We start from the raw sequence: 21,167 nt of genomic DNA, 5'->3' as shown, positions 1-21,167 counted from the left end.
ATCCTCTTACTGCGCCTGCAAAACCTCTACAATAAGCTTGTTAACCAAGCCCGGGTTGGCTTTGCCTTTGGTTTCTTTCATCACTTGACCGACGAGGAAACCTATTGCCTTCTCTTTACCTGCTTTATAGTCGGCTACCGATTGCGGATTATTCGCTACCACCTGTTCAACGACGGATTTAATTGCGCCTTCGTCGCTGATTTGAACAAGCCCCTTCTCCTCCACGATCTGCTGAGGCTGCTTGCCGGTTTCTATCATTTCTTTGAAAACCGTCTTCGCGATTTTATTCGAAATCGTTCCCTTTTCAATTAAACCGATCATTTCCCCAAGTCCTTGACCGGTAATTTTGACATCATTAAAATCCAGGCCCCCTGCGTTAAGATAGCCTAACAGGTCGCCCATGATCCAGTTGGAGACAGTTTTCGCATCCGATGTATAACGAAGGCTTTCCTCGAAGAAATTAGCCATCTTCATGGAAGAGGTAATGACTTCCGCATCATAAGCCGGGAGCGCATATTCGCTGACATACCGGGCTTTGCGTGCATCTGGCAGCTCTGGAATAGTGGACTTCACACGGTCCTTCCATGCCTGATCAATATGCAGATTCACGAGATCCGGGTCCGGGAAATAGCGGTAATCATGCGATTCTTCCTTGCCTCGCATCGAGAAGGTCTTGCTCTGCCCCTCATCCCAGCGTCTGGTCTCTTGAACAACTTCATTGCCGCTGTTCAGAACGTCCGCCTGGCGGATTTCTTCATACTCCAGGCCGCGCTGTACGCCGCGGAAGGAGTTCATGTTCTTGAGCTCGGCTCTTGTGCCGAATTTCTCACGGCCTACTGGACGGAGGGAAATATTCGCATCGCAGCGGAGCGATCCTTCCTCCATCTTGACGTCCGAAACATCACAGTAAAGCATGATTGCACGCAGCTTCTCCAGATAGGCACGCGCTTCTTCCGGAGAACGGAGGTCCGGCTCCGATACGATCTCAACAAGCGGAGTGCCTACGCGGTTAAAGTCGACAAGCGAAGCATAGCCGCCATCCACATGCGTAAGTTTACCTGCATCTTCTTCCAGATGAAGGCGTGTAATGCCGATCCGTTTGGTCACGCCGTTCACTTCGATATCGATCCAGCCGTTCTCGCCTATCGGCTTGTCGAACTGGGAAATCTGGTAAGCCTTGGGCGAATCGGGATAAAAGTAGTTCTTGCGGTCGAATTTGGTGATGTCCGCAATCTCGCAGTTCAATGCCATAGCGGCTTTCATCGCGTACTCTACGGCCTGCTGGTTAAGAACCGGCAGGACGCCCGGATGTCCTAAGCATACCGGGCACGTATGAGTGTTCGGAGGTGCGCCGAACGACGTGGAGCAGCCGCAGAAAATTTTGGAGTTTGTATGCAATTCCACGTGAACTTCAAGCCCGATCACGGTTTCATATTTGGTTTCAGTCGCTGACAAAATGATCCCTCCTGGTACAATTTATAGCTGCGGGCGCTGCTTGTGATGATCGGTATTCTGTTCGAAGGCGTGTGCGACGCGCAGCACGGTTGCTTCATCCAGAGCCTTCCCGATGATTTGCAGACCGACAGGCATGCCGTCAACGAGGCCGCACGGCACACTGATGGCCGGAATTCCCGCCAAATTGACCGGAATAGTCAAGATATCGTTCAAATACATAGTCAAAGGATCGCCTACCTGCTCTCCGATACGGAAGGCCGTCGTCGGCGCAGTAGGTCCGATGACCACATCGTATTTCTCAAAAACCTGGTCAAAGTCCTGCTTGATCAGCGTGCGCACTTTCTGCGCTTTGAGGTAATACGCATCGTAATAGCCGGAGCTCAGCGCGTAGGTACCGAGCATAATGCGGCGCTTCACTTCCGGGCCGAAGCCTTCGCTTCTGGACATATGGTACATTTCCAGAAGATTATTGGCGTTGTCCGTACGCACGCCATAGCGAACGCCGTCATACCGCGCAAGGTTCGAAGAGGCTTCCGAAGAAGCCAGCAGGTAGTAAGCGGCGACCGCATATTCGGAATGCGGAAGGGAAACTTCCTCGACTACGGCTCCCATGCCTTCAAGCACGCGCAGCGCTTCTTCAATCTTCGCCTTCACCTGAGGATCCACACCGGAGCCCAGGTATTCCTTCGGCACCGCGATGCGCAGGCCTTGGACGTCTCCGGTCAATGCGGAGACATAATCCGGAATCTCCACGTTCGCAGACGTGGAGTCCTGCGGATCGTGGCCTGCAATCGTCTGCAGGACGTAAGCGGAGTCTTCCACATTCTTCGTGAGCGGACCGATTTGATCCAGAGAAGAGGCGAATGCGACAAGTCCGAACCGGGACACGAGCCCGTAAGTCGGCTTCAGGCCGACGACGCCGCAATAGGCAGCCGGCTGGCGGATGGAGCCGCCCGTGTCGGAACCGAGCGAGAAGTACACCTCGCCCGCGGCAACCGCAGCTGCCGAGCCGCCGCTGGAACCGCCGGGAACACGGTCAAGGTCCCACGGATTGCGTGTAGCATGGAAAGCCGAGTTCTCATTGGAGCCGCCCATTGCGAACTCATCCATGTTGAGCTTGCCGATTGAAACCGCCTGCGCTTCCTTCAGCTTGCGCATGACGGTGGCATCGTAAACCGGTGTAAAGTTCGACAAGAACTTGCTTGCGCAAGTTGTGGTAACACCCTCGGTTACGATATTGTCCTTGATCCCTGCGGGCAGCCCGAATAATAGACCGCGCGATTCCCCTGAGGCGATCTGCCCGTCCAGCGTCTTCGCCGCGCTGCGTGCCTGTTCCTCATCCAGCTTCAGGAACGCCTTTACTTTGCCGTCCACTTCACCGATCCGTTTGTATGATTGATCGACCAGCTCGGCAACGGATACCTTTTTGTCCAGCAGCTGTGTATGTAATTGCTGTAATCTCTGCTCAAATAAAGACAACTTAAGAAGCCTCCCCTCATAATGAAGAACCCTCCGTACACAAGCTTACCTGCACGGATACGTTCTTGTGTTATTCCATAACGGCCGGTACTTTAAACTGGCCTTCCTCTTCTTCGGGCGCGTTCAGCATCACTTTATCCAAAGACAGCGAAGGCTTCACCTGGTCCTCGCGCGTCACATTGCTGACCGAAATCGGATGGCTGGTAGGCTCTACGTGATCCGTATCCAGCTTATTAAGCTGCTCCGCGTATTTCAAAATAGCGTTAAGCTGCTCCGTAAACTGCTCTTTCTCTTCCTCGGAAAGATTAAGACGGGCCAGCTTGGCCACATGTTCTACATTCTGAATAGTAATGCTCACAGACGATTCGCACCCCTTTAATGTACACGCTGTACAAGTCAAATTCATTCTTCCTATTATAGCCTAGTTGTTTTTTGATCTCAATCGCTTTGCAAGCCGAAAAAAGAGAATATCGCCGTTTCCGGCTCTTTTCCTGTAATCCTTATCATAAACCGGTACCGCACAGCCAATAATCCGATCACGAAAAAGAAAAGGCAGCGCCCTTTTATCTATCCATACCTCTCCTTAGGGCTCAAGAAATCATATACTGCCTGAGGCAATAGATTGGGAGGTACTTTGTGTGAAAAAACGAAGCCCGGGGAACCCAGACGTTCTATCCAAAGCGGATCATCCCTTGCGTGTCCAATTGAGTAAAAAATCGGCTCAAAAAAAGAACCAGAACTATCGGATTATCATTCAAATGAATACAAAACCGAGCACTAAATCGGTAAAAGTTCTCCAAAAACATGTTCATCCCCATTCACTGCAGGTAAACCGGAAGCTGCCGCTGATCCACGCTGTATCGGCCAGCGTGTCCGCAAAGTGCATCTATAAATTGTGCGGATGCGGGGAGGTAGCGGCTGTCTACCTGGACCGGGTCCGGCATACAAGACTTCAGTATGCGACGCCGAGTATCGGATCGGATGCCGCCCGTAAAGCCGGATTAACGGGCAAAGGAATCGGTATAGCAGTCCTGGACACAGGCGTCTATCCGCACCCTGATTTAACCCGGCCGAAAACGCGAATCGTCGCTTTCCAAGATTTTATTGCCGGCCGCCGAACTCCATATGACGATAACGGACACGGTACGCATGTAGCTGGAGATGCTGCGGGCAGCGGGCGGCAAAGCGGCGGGCGGTACAGGGGCCCCGCTCCGGAGGCGGCTATTATCGGAGTCAAGGTGCTGGATAGCAGCGGTTCCGGGTTCGACTCCACCATCATCCAGGGTATCCAGTGGTGTATCGACCGCAAGAAGGAACTGGGCATCCGATTGCTCGTACTATCGCTCGGGGGACCGGCATTGACACCGCCAAGCCGCGACCCGCTGTGCCAGGCTGTCCGCAGAGCCACGCAGGCAGGGATCGCCGTATTCGCAGCCGCCGGCAACTCCGGCCCAGGCAAAGGTACGATCGAGTCGCCGGGCATTGAGCCAAGCGCCATTACCATCGGCGCTGTCGATGACCATCGCACAAGCAGCCCGGCCAACGATACGATCGCCGCATTCTCCGGCCGCGGACCTGCTACCGGCGGCGGAAGCAAGCCCGATCTCGTCGCCCCCGGAGTAGGAATCATCTCGCTCCGGGCCCCGAGATCACAGCTCGATCGGCTGCTGCCGGGCAACCGCGTAGGAACTTATTATTTCCGGCTCTCCGGCACCAGCATGTCCACTCCGCTTGCTGCGGGAGCTGCGGCCCAGCTGCTTCAGAAACGACCGGAGCTGACGCCGGCCGCTCTGAAACGGCTGATGAAGCAGCGGGCTTTCAACCTGCGGCAGAATGCTGCGGCCCAGGGCAGCGGCGAAGTCAATGTAGGCTTTGCCGCACGAAGCTCTAAGCAGCGCCGCAGCCGGACAGCGAAACTTCAGGCCCGAACGGGAAGGTAGCCGTGGCAGCAAAGTCTGCCGGGCTATTAGAGCTGGGCGTAAGCAAGGTTTGTAGAATCCCGTGTCGTGAATATATGGGACGGATTACTGTAGGGGTTACCTTAGGGATTACCGGACTCCTGCAGCTGTAATGCACCTGTCCAATTCGATGGCACAATAAAAAAGAGGGCTCCCCTTAGTCTGCATTAGCAGCGGGATGCCCTCTTCGACCTACATATTCCGCGGTCCGAAGACCGCCCGTGAAACATCTATATCCAAGCGCGTAAATTCACCTGTTTAATGAAGTCTTCCGCACTTTGCACATCATTGCTTTGCTCAGCAACCACTTCAACGGTCTCGCCGTTCATCACCCGGTTGAATAACTCCTCATTACGCGTAGCCAGCGCAAAATCAATCAGCGCTTCTTTCTCCAGACGATCTACTTCCTGTCGAAGAAGAATTTCTTCCAGTTCAATATCGGAAGCTGGTACAAAGAGATGTTTATTGATCTTCGGCACTCGGATGACATAATCGAACATGTTGTCGTTGTTGCGGTCATATGCAATGACATAGGCATATTCACCGATAGGCAGGTTCTGCTCTAAATGGTCTTCTACTATAATGACACGCGATCCCAAGGACAGCATACGGATTCCCCCTTTCACATGCTGATCGGCCTGCCGCTTCCTGCTCCCGTTCTATCAACGTCTTAGCCGCTAATGGAACATGAACAATCGAACAATACACTCCTCTGAATCTAGCATGGATTAGTAACATCGTACTAAAAAAAGAGAATGCTGTCCACAGGACCATTGCTAGTTTCCGACAGAAATGATCACAGAGTGCATTTCCTTATATCGCGATAATTCCTTCACGTGAGATCGTGAGTTTCTCAAACCCTGCTTCCGTTATAACATAGGTATTCTCAATCCCCACGACACCTTCGCCGGGAAAGGTAAACTTGGGTTCAATGGCAATCACCATTCCCGGCTGGAGCGGATATTTGAATCCTTTGGCAAGCACCGGAAATTCATCAATTTCCAATCCGATGCCATGCCCCAGGAACTTAACCTGATCCCTGGCGAAGCCCATGTAATGATCTGCAAGCCCTTCGGCGGCAGCCGTATCCAGAGACTGCAGATAAAGGTGCTCCGCGATAGTCCCCGGTTTCAGCATCGCTTCCGCTTCTTGCAGAATGCGCTCGGATACCTCATATGCCCGCTGGAGATGTCCGGGTAACCCGCCGATCACAGCTATCCGGGTCTGATCGATGACATATCCGTCTATGCAGCAGCCGATATCGATCAGAATCGGCTCATTACGGCCGATCAGCCGAGTGCCGGCGCTCTGCGGGCTGGCTGGGCTAAGACCCCGGCCTCCTGCGGGTCCATCGAAATATGTCGGCTCGGCAGCCGAAGCCCCTGCAGCGACACACCCGGTAATAAGTTCGGAATTGTATGCGCGCATCCTCATGAGTCCGAGGTGTCCCTGCAGCCGGTTCTCCCGTTCGATGATAGTCATCAGCTCCAGTTCGGACATCCCTTCACGGATTCCGGAGATTGCAGCCTCGAGCGTCCGGTCGATGACAGCTGCCGCCTTGCGGATACAACCGATTTCGGCCGGGGATTTGATCATGCGGAGCTCCTTCACAAGAAGAGAGCCATCCTTCCACTTCACTCCTCCGAATGCCGCCTCCAGTCGCTGGAATTGTTGAACCGGAAGTACGTCCAGCTCCGTGGCGAGCAGCGCCTCCCGGCCCGGTGCAAAGATTCCGGGATACCGCTGTGCCAGCCGGTCCCTCAACGTCCGCAGGGAGCCGAGCTCCTCAACTTCAGCCGCCGACTCCTCACGTGCCCGCGTTATACTCCTGCGGACGATAAATAATGATTTCCCCTCTGCGGGCACAAATAAGTAGCCAGTCTGCATCGATCCGTTAAAATAAAACAAATCAACGTTATGATTGACTAGAAATCCGTCGATTCCGTTCGTCCGCATGACTTCCTGAAGCCTTTCCTGTCTATCCATATATTCGGTGTGCAAGCTGCCCTTCCCGTTCAAGATCAATCCCTCCCCTTCCCGCATATCGCCATCATAACTCGCGCAGTTTGTCTATGCAAACCGCCTAAAACAAGAAAAACCCTGCCTGGGCAGCGGGGTCTTCCGGTACTGCGGGGAGTTCAGACGTCAGGCCCAGTCACAGCCTCTTATATACCAAGGGGGGGGCTCTGCAGCGGAGCGAAGGCGGAGAAATAGAGACAAGAGCGATCACGTCGGCGGAGCAGATTCATGTTTCCTTGCCGTACTGACATGGCCTTGCTGTACCTCCTCAAAGCCGGAGAAGGCCCGTGGCAAAGGTAACAAAAAAACGCAAACTCCCGGCTATACAGCCAAAAGTTTGCGTGCTTCGCAAACGTTGCTATTACTCAACTCTTATATTTCCAAAATATCACAAAATGCAGCTGCGAGCAAGATAATGTTAGACAAATCTTTCTTCAGCCCCGGTTACTGACGATAATGTCCTGTTCAACGGGATCTGCGTAACGGAATCGTGAGTCAACCTAGCACTTCTTGTATCCTCCAAAGCTGCGTGTGATAATGACCAGCAAAATGAAAAGGACCAGAATCGAGGCTGAATTGTCTCCTTTTTTACATACCGGTTTATGCTTCACCGGGTAGCAGGACGGTACAGGCGGCGGACAATGAGGTTTGTGACTGGATACATACACATGGGTCGATTGAATGACCGGAGCAGGCAGCGGGGTAGGGACTGGAGCGGGAGCCCATTGTTGGGGCATGGGTGCCGGAGCCCACTGCTGAGGCATTGGTGCTGTCGCCAGCGGCTTAGGCATAGGCGCCGGGCTTATGACTTGGGGCTGAGTAGTCGGAGCATTGTAAATAGGGCCAGTATAAGGTTTTTTTACGTATTCCATGGTTGGCTACCTCCTATATATGCGCAAAAATTGGTTTATTCCGATAAAAAGCTGTAGGCTTTCGGCCTTACACCAACAGTCTATGGGGCAAATCCCCGCCGGAACACGGTATATACCTATGTCTGTTAAAATAGGTTTTCGCTGAGGCACCGGTGACCGGAGGCATAACCAAAAAAGCCCATTCAGAAGAATTCTTCCGAATGGGCTTTGATTGGTGTAGCGGCCTTACCTGCAGGCCTTATATGTTCCGCTACACGTAAGGGTTATTTTGTTTTTCATAACCTATGGTTGTCTTGGGACCATGGCCCGGATAGACCACAATATCATCGTCCAGTTTAAAGAGCTTGCCGTGGATAGAATCCAGCAGCGTATTCCAGTCGCCTCCGGGCAGATCGGTCCGTCCGACAGATAGGCGGAACAATACATCTCCGCCAATCAGGTGCTTGTCAAGCAGGAAGCTCACGCTGCCAGGAGAATGACCCGGCGTATGAAACACCCGGATCTTCTCGCCGAGAAAGTCGAGTACTTGTCCTTCGTCCAGCGCGAACTCCGCCGGCTCTACTACGATCGGTCCGGTCACTTCAGGCCAGCGGGCAGAGCCGTTAAGCTTCGGACTGCCCAGCCAGTCGGCCTCCTCATCGTGCAGATAGACCGGGCAGCCTTTCAATTCACGAACTTCCTGCACACCGCCGATGTGATCGAGATGTGCATGAGTCAGCAGGATAGCTTCAATCTCCATATCCTTGATCCGTTTAAGCAGCGGGCCTGGCTTCATACCGGGATCAATCACCACGCCGCGCTTGCCGCTCTCATCGGTGAGCAGATACGCATTGGTGCTCATAGGACCGAGCGTAAATGTTTCTATTCTGATCATTGTATTCTCGTCTCCTTGATTAGAACGTCGACAACAGTTCGCGAAGCTCGCCCACGATAACCGATTGATAGCCGGTGCCTTCGCCATACTGGCGAACCATTTCGGCACGGGCCGCCTGGATCTTGTCATTATAATCCGGAGCTTCACGATCCGGATTTTCTTGCTTGAACGCTCTCATGACAGCCTGTACCTGCTCGGGACGCGGTCCCCATTTGCCTAGTACGAAGCCTCCCGTATCTGTGAAAATAACAACCGGGATGGAGCGTCCTCCAAAAGTAAGAAACTGATCCATTATATCCGTGTGTTCTTCCATGATCAGGACTTCAACCGGAATCCCGCTGTCCTCCAGCGCTTTGAATACAACAGGAACATTGCGTACGACGTCCCCGCACCACTCAGCGGCAATAATGACGCAGCGAAGATCGTCCCGGTTGTTCATGGACTCAAAGAATTCGCGGTCCTCTTCTGTCTCCCACTGAAACTTCTGATACCAATCGAGAAATGCTTCTTTATTGCGCTCCATTCCGTCGATAAACTGCTGAGGTTGCAAACCTTTTCCAATTACAGCGGATAAATTCGTGCTCATAAAATCCATTCCCCTCCAAGCGGTATATTAAACGCGGCTGCGTTTGGACCGTAATTTTGTGAAAGCCAGATAAACGGCCAGGAGGCCAATAGCAGCAAAAACGAGCGGAATCGTATAAGTACTGGCAATTTCGTCGATATGCTCCCAGTTATCTTTTAACGTAATACCCAAATAAACAAACAAGATAGACCAAGGAATGATCGCAAGTGTCGTATAAAGAGCAAAGATTCCAAGCGGCATCCGGGCCATACCCGCCGGTACAGAAATCGCATGACGGACAACCGGAATAAAACGGGCGGTAAAGATGACGCCGGTTCCGTATTTGGTAAACCAGTTCTCAGCAACATCTATATGATGCTTGTTAATCAATATGTATTTGCCGAACTTCTCCAGAATGGGACGCCCGCCGTAACGCCCGACCCAATAGACGAATAACTGCGCAATAACACCGCCGATGGTACCGAAAATAACCGCTCCGACAAAACCGATTTCGCCTTTGGCCACCAAATATCCCGCGTAAGACAGCACAATTTCACTCGGTATCACTTCCACCATCAAGCCCAGCATAACTCCCCAGTACCCGAGGCCTTCGAAAAAGACCAAAAGGGAATGAATAAATTCTCCCATCTTCAGCTCACTTTCTCCATCTAAATTTGTAAAGTCCATGTGCAGACAAGCTTCAATGAATGGCTGCAATTGCCCCTATTCTACCATATCAAAAGGTCTCTCAACCAGCTTATGAGCCGAATCATTTCGTAAGAATTCAGTTGGGGCGGCACATCTCTTCGAGCTGGCACATGCCAAGCCCGTGATACATGCAGCGGTCCCCGAATCCGATACAGGCCGTCGCCTATCACAAATTCCATGCCGCCTCTTATTCTTACAGAGCAAAGGAATGCAGAAGGATCGAAGCTAAAAATAAAGCCAAAAGGATTTTCTCATCATGTCCTGACAAGCCTCTGCATATAGTGTACAAACTGGTCTAGGGGGAGTTGTCTGTTATGTTCAAATCATTTGTTATCCGTAAATATCACTTCGTCATGGTGCTTGGTTTTTTGTGTATCGCATTCGCCGCTTTCCTATTTCTCCGCAATCCTCAAATTCTGATGACCACTGCCGAGCCGGCAGCGTCTGCTGAAAGAACCATACAACTGGTTACCGGAGAGTTTAAAACAAAGCTGGATAACGGGAAAGAGATCGAAGCATACCGCTGGGATCCGGGCACGATCGTGGTCCGCAAGGGCGAGAACGTAAAACTCAGCATTTATGGGGTCAACGGGGCAAGCCACCCTTTTATTATTGAAGGGCTGAATATCAAAGGCGAAGTAAAAAAAGGCAAAGAAACCGTCGTTCAGTTCAAAGCCGACCAGACCGGTACGTACCGGCTGATTTGTACCACACATCCCGACATTGCGCACAGCGGACCGATGATCGCCTACATTAACGTGATTGAGTAGAAGCAGGAGCCGCGTGCTCCTGCTTTTTCGCGTCACGCGCTCACTTCTTGCTGTGCATCCGCATAACATGCAGCATAAGAAAGGAGTCTGATCCGGCTTGAGACATAACAAGAATGAGAAACATAAAACTCAATTTCCGAGTGTTCGCGGCATTCGCCGGGCCTGCAGTCGTGAGCTCTATCGCACAATCAAAAGGCTCAAGGTATTCATTCCTGCGGATAAAGTGGAACAAGCAGAGAAAATCTACGCCCGTAAGGTAGCTGAAAACATCGCCTTCATCGTGGAGAACTCGGATAATCATAAAGTTCAGGCTGATTGGTGGGAGGAGAAGGTTGCACCCGAGATCGCCGAGCTATGGGGTGTCCCTGCGGATGTGCTTGCAGGTGCATTCCGTCATTCTTATGGCGGCTAATAAATTGCACAGCCAAGAACGGATGAAAAGATGCGGATAAGCATAGGCTAATCCTTATTCAGCATGTTCCGTTATCGTTATGTTCAATGGAGCATGGACCGGCGAATGGAGGATTTCACAGCATGCATCGTTTTATCCGAAAGATACCTATACTCTCATCACGCTCGGCGGCCATCCGTTACACGGCTTGTACGATCTCTATGTGCGTGCTTGCCGCAATACCAGCTCCAGTTCAACCTGCTGCCGCGGCCAGAGCTCGGTCCGCCTTGCAGACTGGTTATACGGCTGCAGAGCCGGCAGTGCCGTCCGCTTCCGGAGCGCGGCAGTCCGTAAACGGCTACCCGGAAGCAGTCGATAAAGGACTGGCTGATTCCGAGAAAGTTTCATCTGCGCAGGCGCAGGCTCCCCCGCGTAAGCGGGAGTACTATGAGCAGCGGGGCGAAATTGTGTGGGAGGTTCCATCTGCCGGCCAAGTCATTGCGCTGACATTCGATGACGGGCCCGATCCTGTTCAGACCGCTCAAATTCTGAATGAATTAAAAAAATACGGAGCCAAAGCGACGTTCTTCGCAGTAGGCAAGCGGGCCGAGAGGTTTCCCGAGTTGATTAAACGGGAGATTGCCGAAGGGCATGAGGTTGGCAATCATACATACAGCCACCCTTTTCTGACAAGCAATCGAACCACCGATGACATACGAGGCGAGATTACCGCGACTCAGAAGGTGTTGAAAAGCATCACGGGAAAATCCCCCACCCTTTTCAGGCCTCCAGGCGGTTATTACCACGAAAGACTTGTGCATGCTTCACTCAGCGAAGGCTGTTTGCCTGTTCTGTGGTCCTGGCATCAGGACACGGAAGATTGGAAATCGCCGCCCGTCAGCAAAATCGTAAACAAAGTGCTGAACAACGCGCGGGAGGGCGACATTGTCCTTTTTCACGACTATGTTAAAGGATCTGCGAATACGGTAGCGGCGATTAAACAAATCCTCCCGGAGCTTCAAAAACGGGGGTACCGTTTCGTCACGGTATCGGAATTAATTACTCTGCGCGGCTCTACGAGCGGTGTAAGCAAGCACGCTAATCCCAAGTGATCTGCTATCCGATTGCAGCCTGATAGGACATTCACATCTACAAGCCAGCCCACATGGGGTTGGCTTTTCTTGCGCATTCCGCCTTCCGAAAAGGAACTGTTATCCGAAAGCCTTCCGATGTACAATGGATGAAGCGAATAAGGTTAGCCAAATGGAGGCAAGATTCATGGAAATGTTAAGCTGGGAGATGCTGCTGTTTCTGATTGTGGTCGGATTTCTTGCGGCTTTTGTAGATTCGGTGGTCGGAGGCGGCGGCCTCATTACCGTTCCCGCACTATTATTCACCGGTCTCCCTCCTGCCCTAGTCCTTGGGACGAATAAATTATCCGGTACGATGTGCTCGCTTACGAGCACCGCATCGTTTATGCTGTCCGGTAAAATTAACTTCAAGTTGGCGGCCGGATTATTCCCGCTGTCACTGATCGGCTCCATCCTGGGGGCTCTGCTCGTTCATCAGATACCCTCCGAATTCCTGAAACCCCTTGTGGTCGTACTTCTGGTTGCCGTGACCGCCTACACTCTGCTGAAGAAAAATTGGGGTGCGGCCTCGACCTACAAGGGACTTACCGCCCGCAGCAAAGGGTGGCTCATCGCCGGTGCCTTCGTCATCGGATTTTACGACGGCTTCTTCGGGCCGGGAACAGGCTCTTTTCTTATTTTCCTGTTCCTGCTTCTGGGTTTTGACTTCGTCGGCGCTTCCGCTAACTCGAAGGTTCTCAACCTGGCCAGCAACCTGGGTGCCCTCGCGACCTTCTTTGTGCTGGACTCCGTAAGCCTGGCTTATGGACTTCCGATGGGAATTGCGATGATCGGCGGAGCTCTTGTCGGAACCCGTTTTGCGATCCGTAAAGGCGCCTCGTTCGTCAAACCTCTCTTCGTGGTCATGACTATTATTCTGATCGGCAAACAAATCTGGAGTTTATGGATTTCTTAACCGTCGGTGGCTTCCGCCGAATCTATTCCGCCATGCGATCCGACTCGTGGATATGCACGCCCGCTGACTGGCTCCGGGCGGCTGCAATCATCGCTCTTGCCACCCTAGAGGCCGATATCGGCTTGTATTTGCGGAAGCTGCCCACCATCAGAAAAGACAGCGGTTTACTGAGCATTGCCCCTACCGCTTCTCCCAGCCTGAACTCCTCACGCTCTCCAATCAGTAGAGAAGGCCTGAACAAATGAAGAGTCCCTACTCCGGACTTTTTCAGTCCCTCTTCCATTTCTCCTTTTACCCGACTATAAAAGAACCTTGAATTCCGATCCGCTCCCATAGCCGAGACTACAAGCAGCCGTGCGGCTCCATACTTCCGGGCCAATCTTCCCAGCAGCATTGGATATTCGTAATCCACCACTCTGAACTGCTGCTTCGACTTCGCTTTTTTAATGGTGGTACCCAGCGCGCAGTAAAGATCCGCATCCTTAAGTAAACTGCCCAACTCGGAATCCAGATGCTTCTCACTCCAATCCGTTGTGATCTGCTCCAGTCTGGCATCCTCCAGGTGAAGCGGAGTCCGCACCAGAGCCACGATCTTCTCATAGCTTGGCTCTTGGAGCAGTTCCCGGACTAATTCTCTGCCGACCAGGCCTGTTGCTCCGGCAACGATTGCTGTTCTCTTCATGAATCCGTACCTCCCGTGCTCTCATAAGTAGATGCAGCAAAAAAGCCCCTTGCGGGGCTTGTTCCATTATTCCATTAAATAAGCGTTTCGCCTTCAAAATAGGATAGCTGAGCCTTCGGCTTCATTTCCTTGCCGCCATGCCCGCCGTGAGAACGCTTGAAAACGTCGCTCTGCGTATAAGCTTCGAAAGCTTCTTTGTTCTCCCATTTCGTGATCACTTTAATGGCAGTTTCATCCGTCCATACATCCAAACCCAGAAATCCTTCCAGCTCTTTCATGTTCGGTGCTTGCATGCGGAACATTTCGACCATTTGCTTCGGATTCGGCACTTCAATTGTGTTAACGGCAATATACATAGGAACGGCCTCATTTCTTAGTTAGAATAGATGTCCTCTAAATAGTTTACCGTATTGAGAAGTTGGAAACAAATTCTCATCCGCCAGGAGCAGAGTCCTGCGCACACAGTGTCCGGAGTAAGGGGGTCCATGCGGTACAAAGAAGAACCGCTTTCGAATGAATTCGAAGGCGGTTCCTCCAGTTGTCTGCATCAATCCGTCTTGGAATGATGAGATTTGCGTTATGTGATTACTTCTCTGCCTGTTTGACAACAATTTGCAAAGCTTGGCCGATTGGCGGCAAGCTTCTGGTAAGCATGCCGTTATAGAAGCCGATTACTTCAGCACCTTCTACAACTTCACTCTTATCAACTGCTTCGCCTTGTCCATTCACAATGGCCGTCTTGTCGGACAGATGAAGAACAACCTCAGGCTGGGACTGCTCGCTTAAGCCTTCACCCTTGATGCGGATGCTGACGGAGCCATCGGTAGACGTGCTTACTTCCTCAATCTTACCCGATGTTCCGAACATTTCTTTATCGGCAGCCGGCTTAACTAGCGTAATTTTATAAGCGCCGGTCTGTGGTGGCAGACTCATCGTCATAGCGAGAGAATGTTCCGCCTTTACGACAGCGCCGATCGTCAGATCAGCAAGTGTTAGTGCCTTTCCATCTGTCGCTTCAAACACAGTCTCTTTAGCGACATTCAGGACAATACCATCACGTCCCGAGCCTTGGATCTGTACGGACTTATATTCGCCTTCATCCTGGATGGAGGTAACCACACCGCTAGTTGTGACATGCTCCTGCTTCTGCTGGTCATCACGCTGAACGGAAATCGTACCGCCCTCCAAACTTACTGTACCCTGCAGAATTACGTTTGCAAAAGATGCCGGCACATAGAGCTTATTGTCAACAAGCTCAGGCGCTGTGCCTAGGGGCTTGTACATCTTATTGATGACATAGCGGTCCTCGCCTGTAGTCACTTTTGTCCACAATTGATCTTTGCTGATATCAACGGATAAATCCGCCTGATTCCAAGTCAATTCCATGCCAAGCGCTTCTGTAACGGCACGGAGCGGAATCATCGGCTCTTTAGCTCCCGCTTTGTGATAACCTGCCTCATCCAAACGCTGGTTGTTTACCTCAATAGCAATACTTTGCTGAACTGCTTGTGAAATAGGTTGTACAGTCATTTTCGCATCCGCCGCTTGTACAGGCGAAGCATACGCGGCTCCACTGGTCATAACCATCGTTGCTGCCAATACAGCCAGACTTTTCTTCATTCCGTTATTCATGTTAGTCTTCCCTTCTGTCGATAGTCTGTTAGTTTTACAAGATTCTTACTTATAATTAGACGCAAATTTTCAGTTTATGTTGCAAAAAGGAGCTGGAATCTGTGATTATTTTGTATAATTAGCCACTATATCCGGATAATTATACAATTTTAACCTAAAACAGCCCCTGATTAAGGGACTGTCGGATTTATTACGTCATATTCGAATCGGCAAAAGCAGTCCGGTTAGTTTCCGAACAGCATAGTTGAAGGATCGTCCAGTTCAAGCTTGCGGACCTGATTGCTGAACAGTTCTTTCACCGGATCATGCACGATCAGAGGGTTAGACACTTCACGCATATCGTCCCACTCGCATTCTACACCCTTGCCTCCGGCAAATCCGGCAAACATTTTACAGCCGCCGCAAAATGTGTTCTTCTGGTAATCGTCAAGCCGGACCACTTTGTTACGCAGGCAGCAGTATACTTCATTATCCGCATTCTGATAATTAATATGATGAATCAAGGTCATTTCCCTTCACTCCTTATTCTCCTGTAATAGAGCGGTTGAGCATGGACCTCCTGCTATGCGGTAACATAAAAAGCCCGCGCCGCAGCGGGGCTTTCTCCCCATCTTCTTCTACTGAATAGGATCAGGTATCAGTCCGGTTTGCTTCAACTCGCTGTTAGTTTTCATTTTTTTCATTTCGTTACCCAAACGCTTCAAATCCCGGGCATGCGTAGCCATATACCCGTTGTTAGCCGTTTGTACCGTCTGATTGCGCTTGACCGGCTGACGTAAATAGTCGGCCAGTTCTTTCATTTTGCAGACAGCCGCTTCTATAATCCGGTTAGGCGGTTCTTCCTCGGATTCAAACCTAGTCTGGCCGAGCCTTACTTCCGTATGTCCGTTATCCAGCGACCGGGTCGGTATGGCCAGTTTATAATTGCGCTTCGTCAGGGAGTCAGCGAATGTCGTTACGTATTTGGGGACACCCAGGTCATTCGTGCTGGCAAACCCAAAGTCACTTAATGTCTTATGCACAAAAGAGAAAGGCTTAGTCGTCGTCGTCAGCGTCTTACTGAACTCCTTCATTCGAAAATTCCTCCTTCGAATTCGTGTTCGTACAGCTTACTCTTCCAACTCATGAACAACAGGCAGCGAGACTGAGTGTCTTTGGTTAATTGATCATGTCCATTTCATCGCTCTTATCTGTTTTGTCTGTCTTCTCTGTCTTTCCAGCGAACTGGGTCCTGTACAGACGTGCATAAAGTCCATTATGCTCCAGCATTTCTTGATGGGTCCCTCTTTCCACGATGGTTCCCTTCTCCAAGACCAGAATACGGTCTGCCGAAAGAACAGTGGATAACCGGTGTGCAATAACGAGCGTCGTACGTTCCCGCATCAGCTGCTCCAGTGCGGCTTGCACGTAAGCCTCCGATTCGGAATCAAGATGTGAGGTTGCCTCATCCAGGATAAGAATACGGGGATTCTTGAGCAGAGCTCTTGCAATAGCCAGGCGCTGGCGCTCACCCCCGGAGAGCCGATGGCCGCGCTCGCCTACCATGGTGTCATAGCCATGCGGCAAAGACTGGACAAACTCGTAGATGTAAGCTTTGCGGCATGCATCCTCGAGTTCGTCCTCGGTTGCATCCTCCTTAGCGAAAAGCAGGTTTTCACGCACGGTGGCGTGAAACAAGAAGGACTCTTGTGTCACGTAAGCGATCTGACGCCGGAGCGACGCTAAGCTAACCTTTTTCACATCAAACCCGTCTATCTCTATCGTTCCCTTCGTCGGGTCATGGAGCCTCGCCATTAAACCTATCAACGTAGATTTACCGGCTCCGCTCGGACCAACCAAAGCAATTACTTCACCTGCTTTGGCCTCGAAGGAAATCGCGGATAAAACGTCATTACCCTGCGAATAGGCGAATGAAACATCCCGCACAGCAATGGCTCCGCGAATCGGCGGAAGCTCCCGGCCGCCGGCCTCATCCACTACTTCCGGCTTCTTGTCCTGGTATTCAAAGATACGCTGAAAGACGCCTAAAGCCGTTCCAACCTCAACGTGAAGGTTAAGGAGCGTCCCTACCGGGCTGTACAACCGGCCCAGATAAGCAGCAAATGCAACAATCGCCCCGATCGTCATGGTTCCTTGTATGACCGAATAGCCCCCGTAGATATAAATAATGGCTGTGCCGAGCGGACCCAGTACACCGAGAAACATCATATACCACCGGCCGATCAGATTGAGTCTCAGTTCCAGATCCATCACCTGTTGGTTCATCGCGCCGAATTTTTGTTCCTGCTGCTGCTCACGGGTAAAAATACGTGTCAGCATCGCGCCGGATACACCGAATATTTCCGCAAGCTGGGCGGACATATCCGCCCTTACTTTCTGTGTCTCTGTGCGAAGGCGCTTCCTGACGCCCGCTACTTTGCGCACCGGCAGTACAAAGGCCGGCAGAATGATTAAAGCGACGATCGCCAGCCGCCAATCAAGGGCAAATAAGATCCCGATGGTTGTGAATACAATCACAATCTGCGTAAGCGTCGAGACGACAAGACTCGTAACGACGGACTGGACAGCCTGAATGTCCTCTGTCAGACGCTGGACAACTTCTCCGGATCTTGAAGCGGTAAAGAACGACATCGACTGCCGCTGGAGGTTTTGAAAAAGTGACATTCTCAAATCCCTCATTACACCTTGGGCGACTTTGGTGTTGAGGTGATTCTGCGCAACCCCGAGCATCCCGCTGACCAGCGGCAAGGCCACCAGCAGACCGGCCAGATAAGCGAGCAGCCGCACACTTTGCTGCGGAATAGCCGTATCGATAATTTCCTTCATGATCAGGGGCGGAACCAATCCGATTACCGCACCCCCGAGTGCCAGCAGCACAATCACGGTAAGCTGCCCTTTGTAAGGGGCGAACAGACTCAGAATGCGGCGAAGCGACACATCCTTAATGCCCGCTTTCCGCATACGGCCCCCCGCCTGTAAACCTCCGCCAAAACCGTTTCTCATCTTTATGGTTCATCTCCCCGAAATATTCTTCTCTTGATCAAAATGCGAGGCGCTAATTTGTTCCCCTTGTTCAGCTAAGTCGCAGCATACATGGCAAACCTTGCATGATGCGGATAACGGGTTGGTACCGGAACTGCTTCACATGACTTCAAAACAAACAAACCCGCTTCCCTGGCGGACCGCAAAAGCGGGCCGGTCCAGAAAGCGCGGGCTTAGCAACGCTGATGCCGCACATGTATAATGATAACAGGCTGACGGGACAAACACACGTGTGGTGATCTTAACTACCCGGGCTATGCTACCCGGGTTATGCCTGCCGGGGAAATGCGGCCTGAACGGCTGCAGTGATTTCACGTGCCATGCCCATTACACGATGGAGCGATGTCGTCTGGAGGACCGAATATTGTCGCGGACCATCCGCGTTGACGACTGCCGCGATCGTGTAATCGCCGACCACCGGCAGTTCCTTGCCCATGGATTTGCCGGGGAAGATCGGCCGGTTCGACACCTGGAACAATCCGACAGAAGAAGGCTGTCCCAGGCATGCGTCGACACCGATCACTACCGAATCCGGCGGAATCTCGGCAAGGCGCTGCGTCAAGTTGCTCGCATCGCACGGATGCTCCAGCGTGCCGATGACCGAGTACCCCGATTCGGCAAGCATCGTGCCGACGAGGGGGCCGAGTGCATCGCCGGTGGAACGGTCGGTGCCGATGCACACGAACACCCAGCGCGAAGCATCTCCCTCTGCTTCGCGAAGCTCCGTCAAGAAGGCGGCCAGCTGTCTTCCGGCCACCTTCTTCCAGTAGCCTGCTGCGGAAGGCAAGCGGAGTTTATCCATGCTGCCCTAGCCTCCTTTACATAAAAAATTATTGAAAGTATGAATCATTAGGTTTGTAAAATGTTCTAGAATCAGATCTTAATCACCCTGCTCTATTTATTAGATCTCATTCTCTAAAAAAACGCTCTTAGGCCTGATCTACTCATATTGTTCCACAAGGAGGCTGTTTATGTCCATAGCTGGAATTATCGCACTTCTAATCCTGTTGTACTGGCTCGTCACGTTAGCAGAATATCTCCGCGGGATGAAACTCCTCCGGGAACTTCCCCCGTCCGGTCCGCTCTCTGATCCGGTACCGCTTGTTTCCGTTATCATCGCCGCCAAAGAAGAAGAAAGCACGATCCGGGATACGGTCCGCCACTTGCTCGCGCAAGACTATCCCCGTCTGGAGCTGATCGTGGTTAACGACCGTTCTCAGGATGCGACCGGAAGTACTTTGGAGGAATTAAGGAAATGGTCGCAGGCACGCGAAGAGATCAGCATTCCCCTGAGAATCATTCATATTACTGCGCTTCCGCCGGGCTGGCTCGGTAAGAATCATGCCTTGTATCAGGGATATTTACAAGCGCGCGGCCAATGGCTGCTGTTCACGGATGCCGACATCCGCTTCCGTCCTGAGACCGTGCGGGATGCCATCCATTATGCCCGTCTGGAGCAGGCCGACCACCTGACACTTACACCAACGATGACGACCCGGAAATTCTGGCTCCGAAGCTTTATCCATCACTTCCTCTTCTCCATGACCTTGTTCACACGCCCTTGGCGCGCGAACCGCGATGATCTGCGCAGCGGCGGGATGGGTATCGGTGCGTTCAATCTCATCCGGCGGCAAACCTACGAAGCTATCGGGACGCACAAGGCCATTGCACTGCGTCCCGATGATGACCTGCAGCTCGGCGCTTCCGTGAAGCGGGACGGGCACCGTCAGCGTCTGGCCTCCAGCCGCGGCCTGCTGCAGCTGGAATGGTACCCGGATATGCACAGCGCAGTCCGCGGGCTGGAGAAGAACTTCTTCTCCGGGTTCGGCTATCATACTCTCCTGGCGGCAGCGGCCGGAGCGGGCCAGCTGATGCTGTTTACCTACCCATGGATCGGGATGCTGCTGCACGGGGACTGGCGAAGCCTGGTACATCTGCTGTCCGTGCTGATCATGATCCAGCTTTATCTGAAGCAGGTCCGCCTGGTATCCGGCAAGCCATCGACTGACGCACTGGTTATTCCGATCAGTGCCGTCATGCTCGTGTACGTGCTGCTGCGTTCGGTTGCTTTGACGCTGAAGCAAGGCGGTGTCTACTGGAGGGGAACATTCTATCCTTTATCCGAACTGAAGAAAATGAAAGGCCGCTAATTAAAATGATTACAGAATGTTTACAATTGTGTTCCTTGGTTTATTGTATAATGAAAAAGAATAAAAGCGAGGAGGAGATATTTATTATGTCTAATGCGCAGACCCGAGTTTACAAGTACGCCTTTAGAGCACTGCTCCTTACAGTCAGCCTGTTAACGGCATACACAAATTTCCAGTCATAAGTTGTGCGAAAATAACGCCGAACCCGGTCTTCCGGCAGCATCTGTACACTCCATTTATGTGCGAAGCCTGATCAAATAGCTCATCAAAAAAGACTATCTCATCCCCGTGATATGCTCCCCTTTAAGTAGACAGGTTTAATAAATAAACCGACTACTTGGAGGGGGCATTTCTTTTTGGCATACATACATGAATATAATGGGACCGAGAAAATGGCGATCATAGAGGAGCTTCAAACAGGTGAAGCCACTCGGAAGGAGATCGCCGACAAATACAACATCAGTGTAGGTACACTGGTGAAATGGCGGCATCGGTATGAGTTATACGGGATTGAAGGATTGGAA

At 51.8% G+C, this 21,167-nt stretch carries 23 protein-coding genes; 7 read left to right on the top strand and 16 right to left on the bottom strand.

Features of this window, described 5'->3' with window-relative positions:
* Positions 1-6: 6 nt before the first annotated feature.
* The 3 genes from gatB to gatC all read right to left on the bottom strand — a co-directional run bounded on the left by gatB (position 7) and on the right by gatC (position 3,292).
* Positions 7-1,458 (bottom strand): Asp-tRNA(Asn)/Glu-tRNA(Gln) amidotransferase subunit GatB, encoded by a 1,452-nt coding sequence (gene gatB, locus AR333_RS23965; protein WP_172798934.1) that lies wholly within the window; start codon positions 1,456-1,458, stop codon positions 7-9.
* Between the two features lie 18 nt (positions 1,459-1,476).
* A complete protein-coding gene (gene gatA, locus AR333_RS23960) occupies positions 1,477-2,934 on the bottom strand; it encodes an Asp-tRNA(Asn)/Glu-tRNA(Gln) amidotransferase subunit GatA (protein ID WP_068777871.1) in 1,458 nt (485 codons plus the stop codon).
* Between the two features lie 70 nt (positions 2,935-3,004).
* Positions 3,005-3,292: an Asp-tRNA(Asn)/Glu-tRNA(Gln) amidotransferase subunit GatC gene (gene gatC, locus AR333_RS23955; protein WP_068777870.1), complete on the bottom strand. Its 288-nt coding sequence runs from the start codon at positions 3,290-3,292 to the stop codon at positions 3,005-3,007.
* Positions 3,293-3,572: 280 nt separating this feature from the next.
* Here gatC and AR333_RS23950 point away from each other — a divergent pair, with 280 nt between their 5' ends.
* Positions 3,573-4,874 carry a S8 family peptidase gene (locus AR333_RS23950; protein WP_068777869.1) on the top strand — a complete coding sequence of 434 codons (1,302 nt, stop codon included), beginning with the start codon at positions 3,573-3,575 and terminating at the stop codon, positions 4,872-4,874.
* 248 nt (positions 4,875-5,122) lie between these two features.
* Here AR333_RS23950 and AR333_RS23945 read toward each other — a convergent pair whose 3' ends face one another.
* From AR333_RS23945 to AR333_RS23920, 6 genes are all read right to left on the bottom strand, one after another.
* Positions 5,123-5,500: an ATPase gene (locus AR333_RS23945; RefSeq protein WP_068777868.1), complete on the bottom strand. Its 378-nt coding sequence runs from the start codon at positions 5,498-5,500 to the stop codon at positions 5,123-5,125.
* Between the two features lie 205 nt (positions 5,501-5,705).
* A complete protein-coding gene (locus AR333_RS23940) occupies positions 5,706-6,878 on the bottom strand; it encodes a Xaa-Pro peptidase family protein (protein ID WP_253735967.1) in 1,173 nt (390 codons plus the stop codon).
* 533 nt (positions 6,879-7,411) lie between these two features.
* The gene (locus AR333_RS23935) at positions 7,412-7,783 is read right to left on the bottom strand and encodes a hypothetical protein (protein ID WP_068777866.1); all 372 of its coding nucleotides are present in this window, start codon (positions 7,781-7,783) and stop codon (positions 7,412-7,414) included.
* 250 nt (positions 7,784-8,033) lie between these two features.
* On the bottom strand, positions 8,034-8,657 hold the full coding sequence (locus AR333_RS23930) for an MBL fold metallo-hydrolase (RefSeq protein WP_068777865.1): 624 nt from the start codon (positions 8,655-8,657) through the stop codon (positions 8,034-8,036).
* A 19-nt stretch (positions 8,658-8,676) separates the two neighbouring features.
* Positions 8,677-9,243, bottom strand: coding sequence for a thioredoxin family protein (locus AR333_RS23925; protein ID WP_068777864.1), 567 nt, complete (start codon positions 9,241-9,243; stop codon positions 8,677-8,679).
* A gap of 27 nt (positions 9,244-9,270) precedes the next feature.
* Positions 9,271-9,870: a DedA family protein gene (locus AR333_RS23920; RefSeq protein WP_084784014.1), complete on the bottom strand. Its 600-nt coding sequence runs from the start codon at positions 9,868-9,870 to the stop codon at positions 9,271-9,273.
* Between the two features lie 374 nt (positions 9,871-10,244).
* Between AR333_RS23920 and AR333_RS23915 the strand changes: the two genes are divergently transcribed.
* The 4 genes from AR333_RS23915 to AR333_RS23900 all read left to right on the top strand — a co-directional run bounded on the left by AR333_RS23915 (position 10,245) and on the right by AR333_RS23900 (position 13,137).
* Complete coding sequence (locus AR333_RS23915; RefSeq protein WP_068777862.1) at positions 10,245-10,700, top strand: cupredoxin domain-containing protein; 456 nt, start codon at positions 10,245-10,247, stop codon at positions 10,698-10,700.
* Between the two features lie 97 nt (positions 10,701-10,797).
* Complete coding sequence (locus AR333_RS23910) at positions 10,798-11,112, top strand: dehydrogenase (RefSeq protein WP_068777861.1); 315 nt, start codon at positions 10,798-10,800, stop codon at positions 11,110-11,112.
* 122 nt (positions 11,113-11,234) lie between these two features.
* Entirely contained in the window at positions 11,235-12,203 is a 969-nt protein-coding gene (locus AR333_RS23905; RefSeq protein WP_068777860.1) for a polysaccharide deacetylase family protein, read from the top strand.
* Positions 12,204-12,369: 166 nt separating this feature from the next.
* Positions 12,370-13,137, top strand: a complete 768-nt coding sequence (locus AR333_RS23900) for a TSUP family transporter (RefSeq protein ID WP_068777859.1) — start codon at positions 12,370-12,372, stop codon at positions 13,135-13,137.
* A gap of 22 nt (positions 13,138-13,159) precedes the next feature.
* On the opposite strand, the gene AR333_RS23895 is transcribed toward AR333_RS23900, so the two are convergent.
* The 7 genes from AR333_RS23895 to yyaC form a co-directional block, all read right to left on the bottom strand.
* Positions 13,160-13,819, bottom strand: coding sequence for an NAD(P)H-binding protein (locus AR333_RS23895; RefSeq protein ID WP_068777858.1), 660 nt, complete (start codon positions 13,817-13,819; stop codon positions 13,160-13,162).
* A 74-nt stretch (positions 13,820-13,893) separates the two neighbouring features.
* A complete protein-coding gene (locus tag AR333_RS23890; RefSeq protein ID WP_068777857.1) occupies positions 13,894-14,175 on the bottom strand; it encodes an antibiotic biosynthesis monooxygenase in 282 nt (93 codons plus the stop codon).
* A gap of 229 nt (positions 14,176-14,404) precedes the next feature.
* The gene (locus AR333_RS23885; RefSeq protein WP_068777856.1) at positions 14,405-15,451 is read right to left on the bottom strand and encodes a copper amine oxidase N-terminal domain-containing protein; all 1,047 of its coding nucleotides are present in this window, start codon (positions 15,449-15,451) and stop codon (positions 14,405-14,407) included.
* A 224-nt stretch (positions 15,452-15,675) separates the two neighbouring features.
* The gene (locus tag AR333_RS23880; protein WP_068777855.1) at positions 15,676-15,960 is read right to left on the bottom strand and encodes a hypothetical protein; all 285 of its coding nucleotides are present in this window, start codon (positions 15,958-15,960) and stop codon (positions 15,676-15,678) included.
* A 108-nt stretch (positions 15,961-16,068) separates the two neighbouring features.
* Positions 16,069-16,524, bottom strand: a complete 456-nt coding sequence (locus tag AR333_RS23875; RefSeq protein ID WP_068777854.1) for a hypothetical protein — start codon at positions 16,522-16,524, stop codon at positions 16,069-16,071.
* Positions 16,525-16,609: 85 nt separating this feature from the next.
* Positions 16,610-18,454: an ABC transporter ATP-binding protein gene (locus tag AR333_RS23870; protein WP_068777853.1), complete on the bottom strand. Its 1,845-nt coding sequence runs from the start codon at positions 18,452-18,454 to the stop codon at positions 16,610-16,612.
* Positions 18,455-18,761: 307 nt separating this feature from the next.
* Positions 18,762-19,295 (bottom strand): spore protease YyaC, encoded by a 534-nt coding sequence (yyaC, locus tag AR333_RS23865; protein ID WP_068777852.1) that lies wholly within the window; start codon positions 19,293-19,295, stop codon positions 18,762-18,764.
* A 169-nt stretch (positions 19,296-19,464) separates the two neighbouring features.
* On the opposite strand from yyaC, the gene AR333_RS23860 reads away from it, so the two are divergent.
* Positions 19,465-20,643 carry a glycosyltransferase family 2 protein gene (locus AR333_RS23860; RefSeq protein WP_068777851.1) on the top strand — a complete coding sequence of 393 codons (1,179 nt, stop codon included), beginning with the start codon at positions 19,465-19,467 and terminating at the stop codon, positions 20,641-20,643.
* A 392-nt stretch (positions 20,644-21,035) separates the two neighbouring features.
* Positions 21,036-21,167, top strand: a 132-nt coding sequence (locus AR333_RS25845) for a helix-turn-helix domain-containing protein (RefSeq protein ID WP_216638971.1), incomplete at its 3' end; no start/stop codon positions are given.

It is taken from the genome of Paenibacillus sp. FJAT-26967 (assembly GCF_001541095.1).
Classification (GTDB): Bacteria; Bacillota; Bacilli; order Paenibacillales; family NBRC-103111; genus Paenibacillus_F.
The sequence above is the reverse complement of the archived record's forward strand: the minus strand, read 5'-3'. Positions and strand labels throughout refer to the sequence as shown.

Coding starts and splice junctions, on each gene's coding strand:
- AR333_RS23945 (WP_068777868.1), bottom strand. CDS start 5,500: ATGCTGTCCTTGGGATCGCGTGTCATTATAGTAGAAGACCATTTAGAG.
- AR333_RS23940 (WP_253735967.1), bottom strand. CDS start 6,878: ATGGATAGACAGGAAAGGCTTCAGGAAGTCATGCGGACGAACGGAATC.
- AR333_RS23935 (WP_068777866.1), bottom strand. CDS start 7,783: ATGGAATACGTAAAAAAACCTTATACTGGCCCTATTTACAATGCTCCG.
- AR333_RS23930 (WP_068777865.1), bottom strand. CDS start 8,657: ATGATCAGAATAGAAACATTTACGCTCGGTCCTATGAGCACCAATGCG.
- AR333_RS23925 (WP_068777864.1), bottom strand. CDS start 9,243: ATGAGCACGAATTTATCCGCTGTAATTGGAAAAGGTTTGCAACCTCAG.
- AR333_RS23920 (WP_084784014.1), bottom strand. CDS start 9,870: ATGGGAGAATTTATTCATTCCCTTTTGGTCTTTTTCGAAGGCCTCGGG.
- AR333_RS23915 (WP_068777862.1), top strand. CDS start 10,245: ATGTTCAAATCATTTGTTATCCGTAAATATCACTTCGTCATGGTGCTT.
- AR333_RS23905 (WP_068777860.1), top strand. CDS start 11,235: ATGCATCGTTTTATCCGAAAGATACCTATACTCTCATCACGCTCGGCG.
- AR333_RS23900 (WP_068777859.1), top strand. CDS start 12,370: ATGGAAATGTTAAGCTGGGAGATGCTGCTGTTTCTGATTGTGGTCGGA.
- AR333_RS23895 (WP_068777858.1), bottom strand. CDS start 13,819: ATGAAGAGAACAGCAATCGTTGCCGGAGCAACAGGCCTGGTCGGCAGA.
- AR333_RS23890 (WP_068777857.1), bottom strand. CDS start 14,175: ATGTATATTGCCGTTAACACAATTGAAGTGCCGAATCCGAAGCAAATG.
- AR333_RS23885 (WP_068777856.1), bottom strand. CDS start 15,451: ATGAATAACGGAATGAAGAAAAGTCTGGCTGTATTGGCAGCAACGATG.
- AR333_RS23880 (WP_068777855.1), bottom strand. CDS start 15,960: ATGACCTTGATTCATCATATTAATTATCAGAATGCGGATAATGAAGTA.
- AR333_RS23875 (WP_068777854.1), bottom strand. CDS start 16,524: ATGAAGGAGTTCAGTAAGACGCTGACGACGACGACTAAGCCTTTCTCT.
- AR333_RS23870 (WP_068777853.1), bottom strand. CDS start 18,454: ATGAGAAACGGTTTTGGCGGAGGTTTACAGGCGGGGGGCCGTATGCGG.
- yyaC (WP_068777852.1), bottom strand. CDS start 19,295: ATGGATAAACTCCGCTTGCCTTCCGCAGCAGGCTACTGGAAGAAGGTG.
- AR333_RS23860 (WP_068777851.1), top strand. CDS start 19,465: ATGTCCATAGCTGGAATTATCGCACTTCTAATCCTGTTGTACTGGCTC.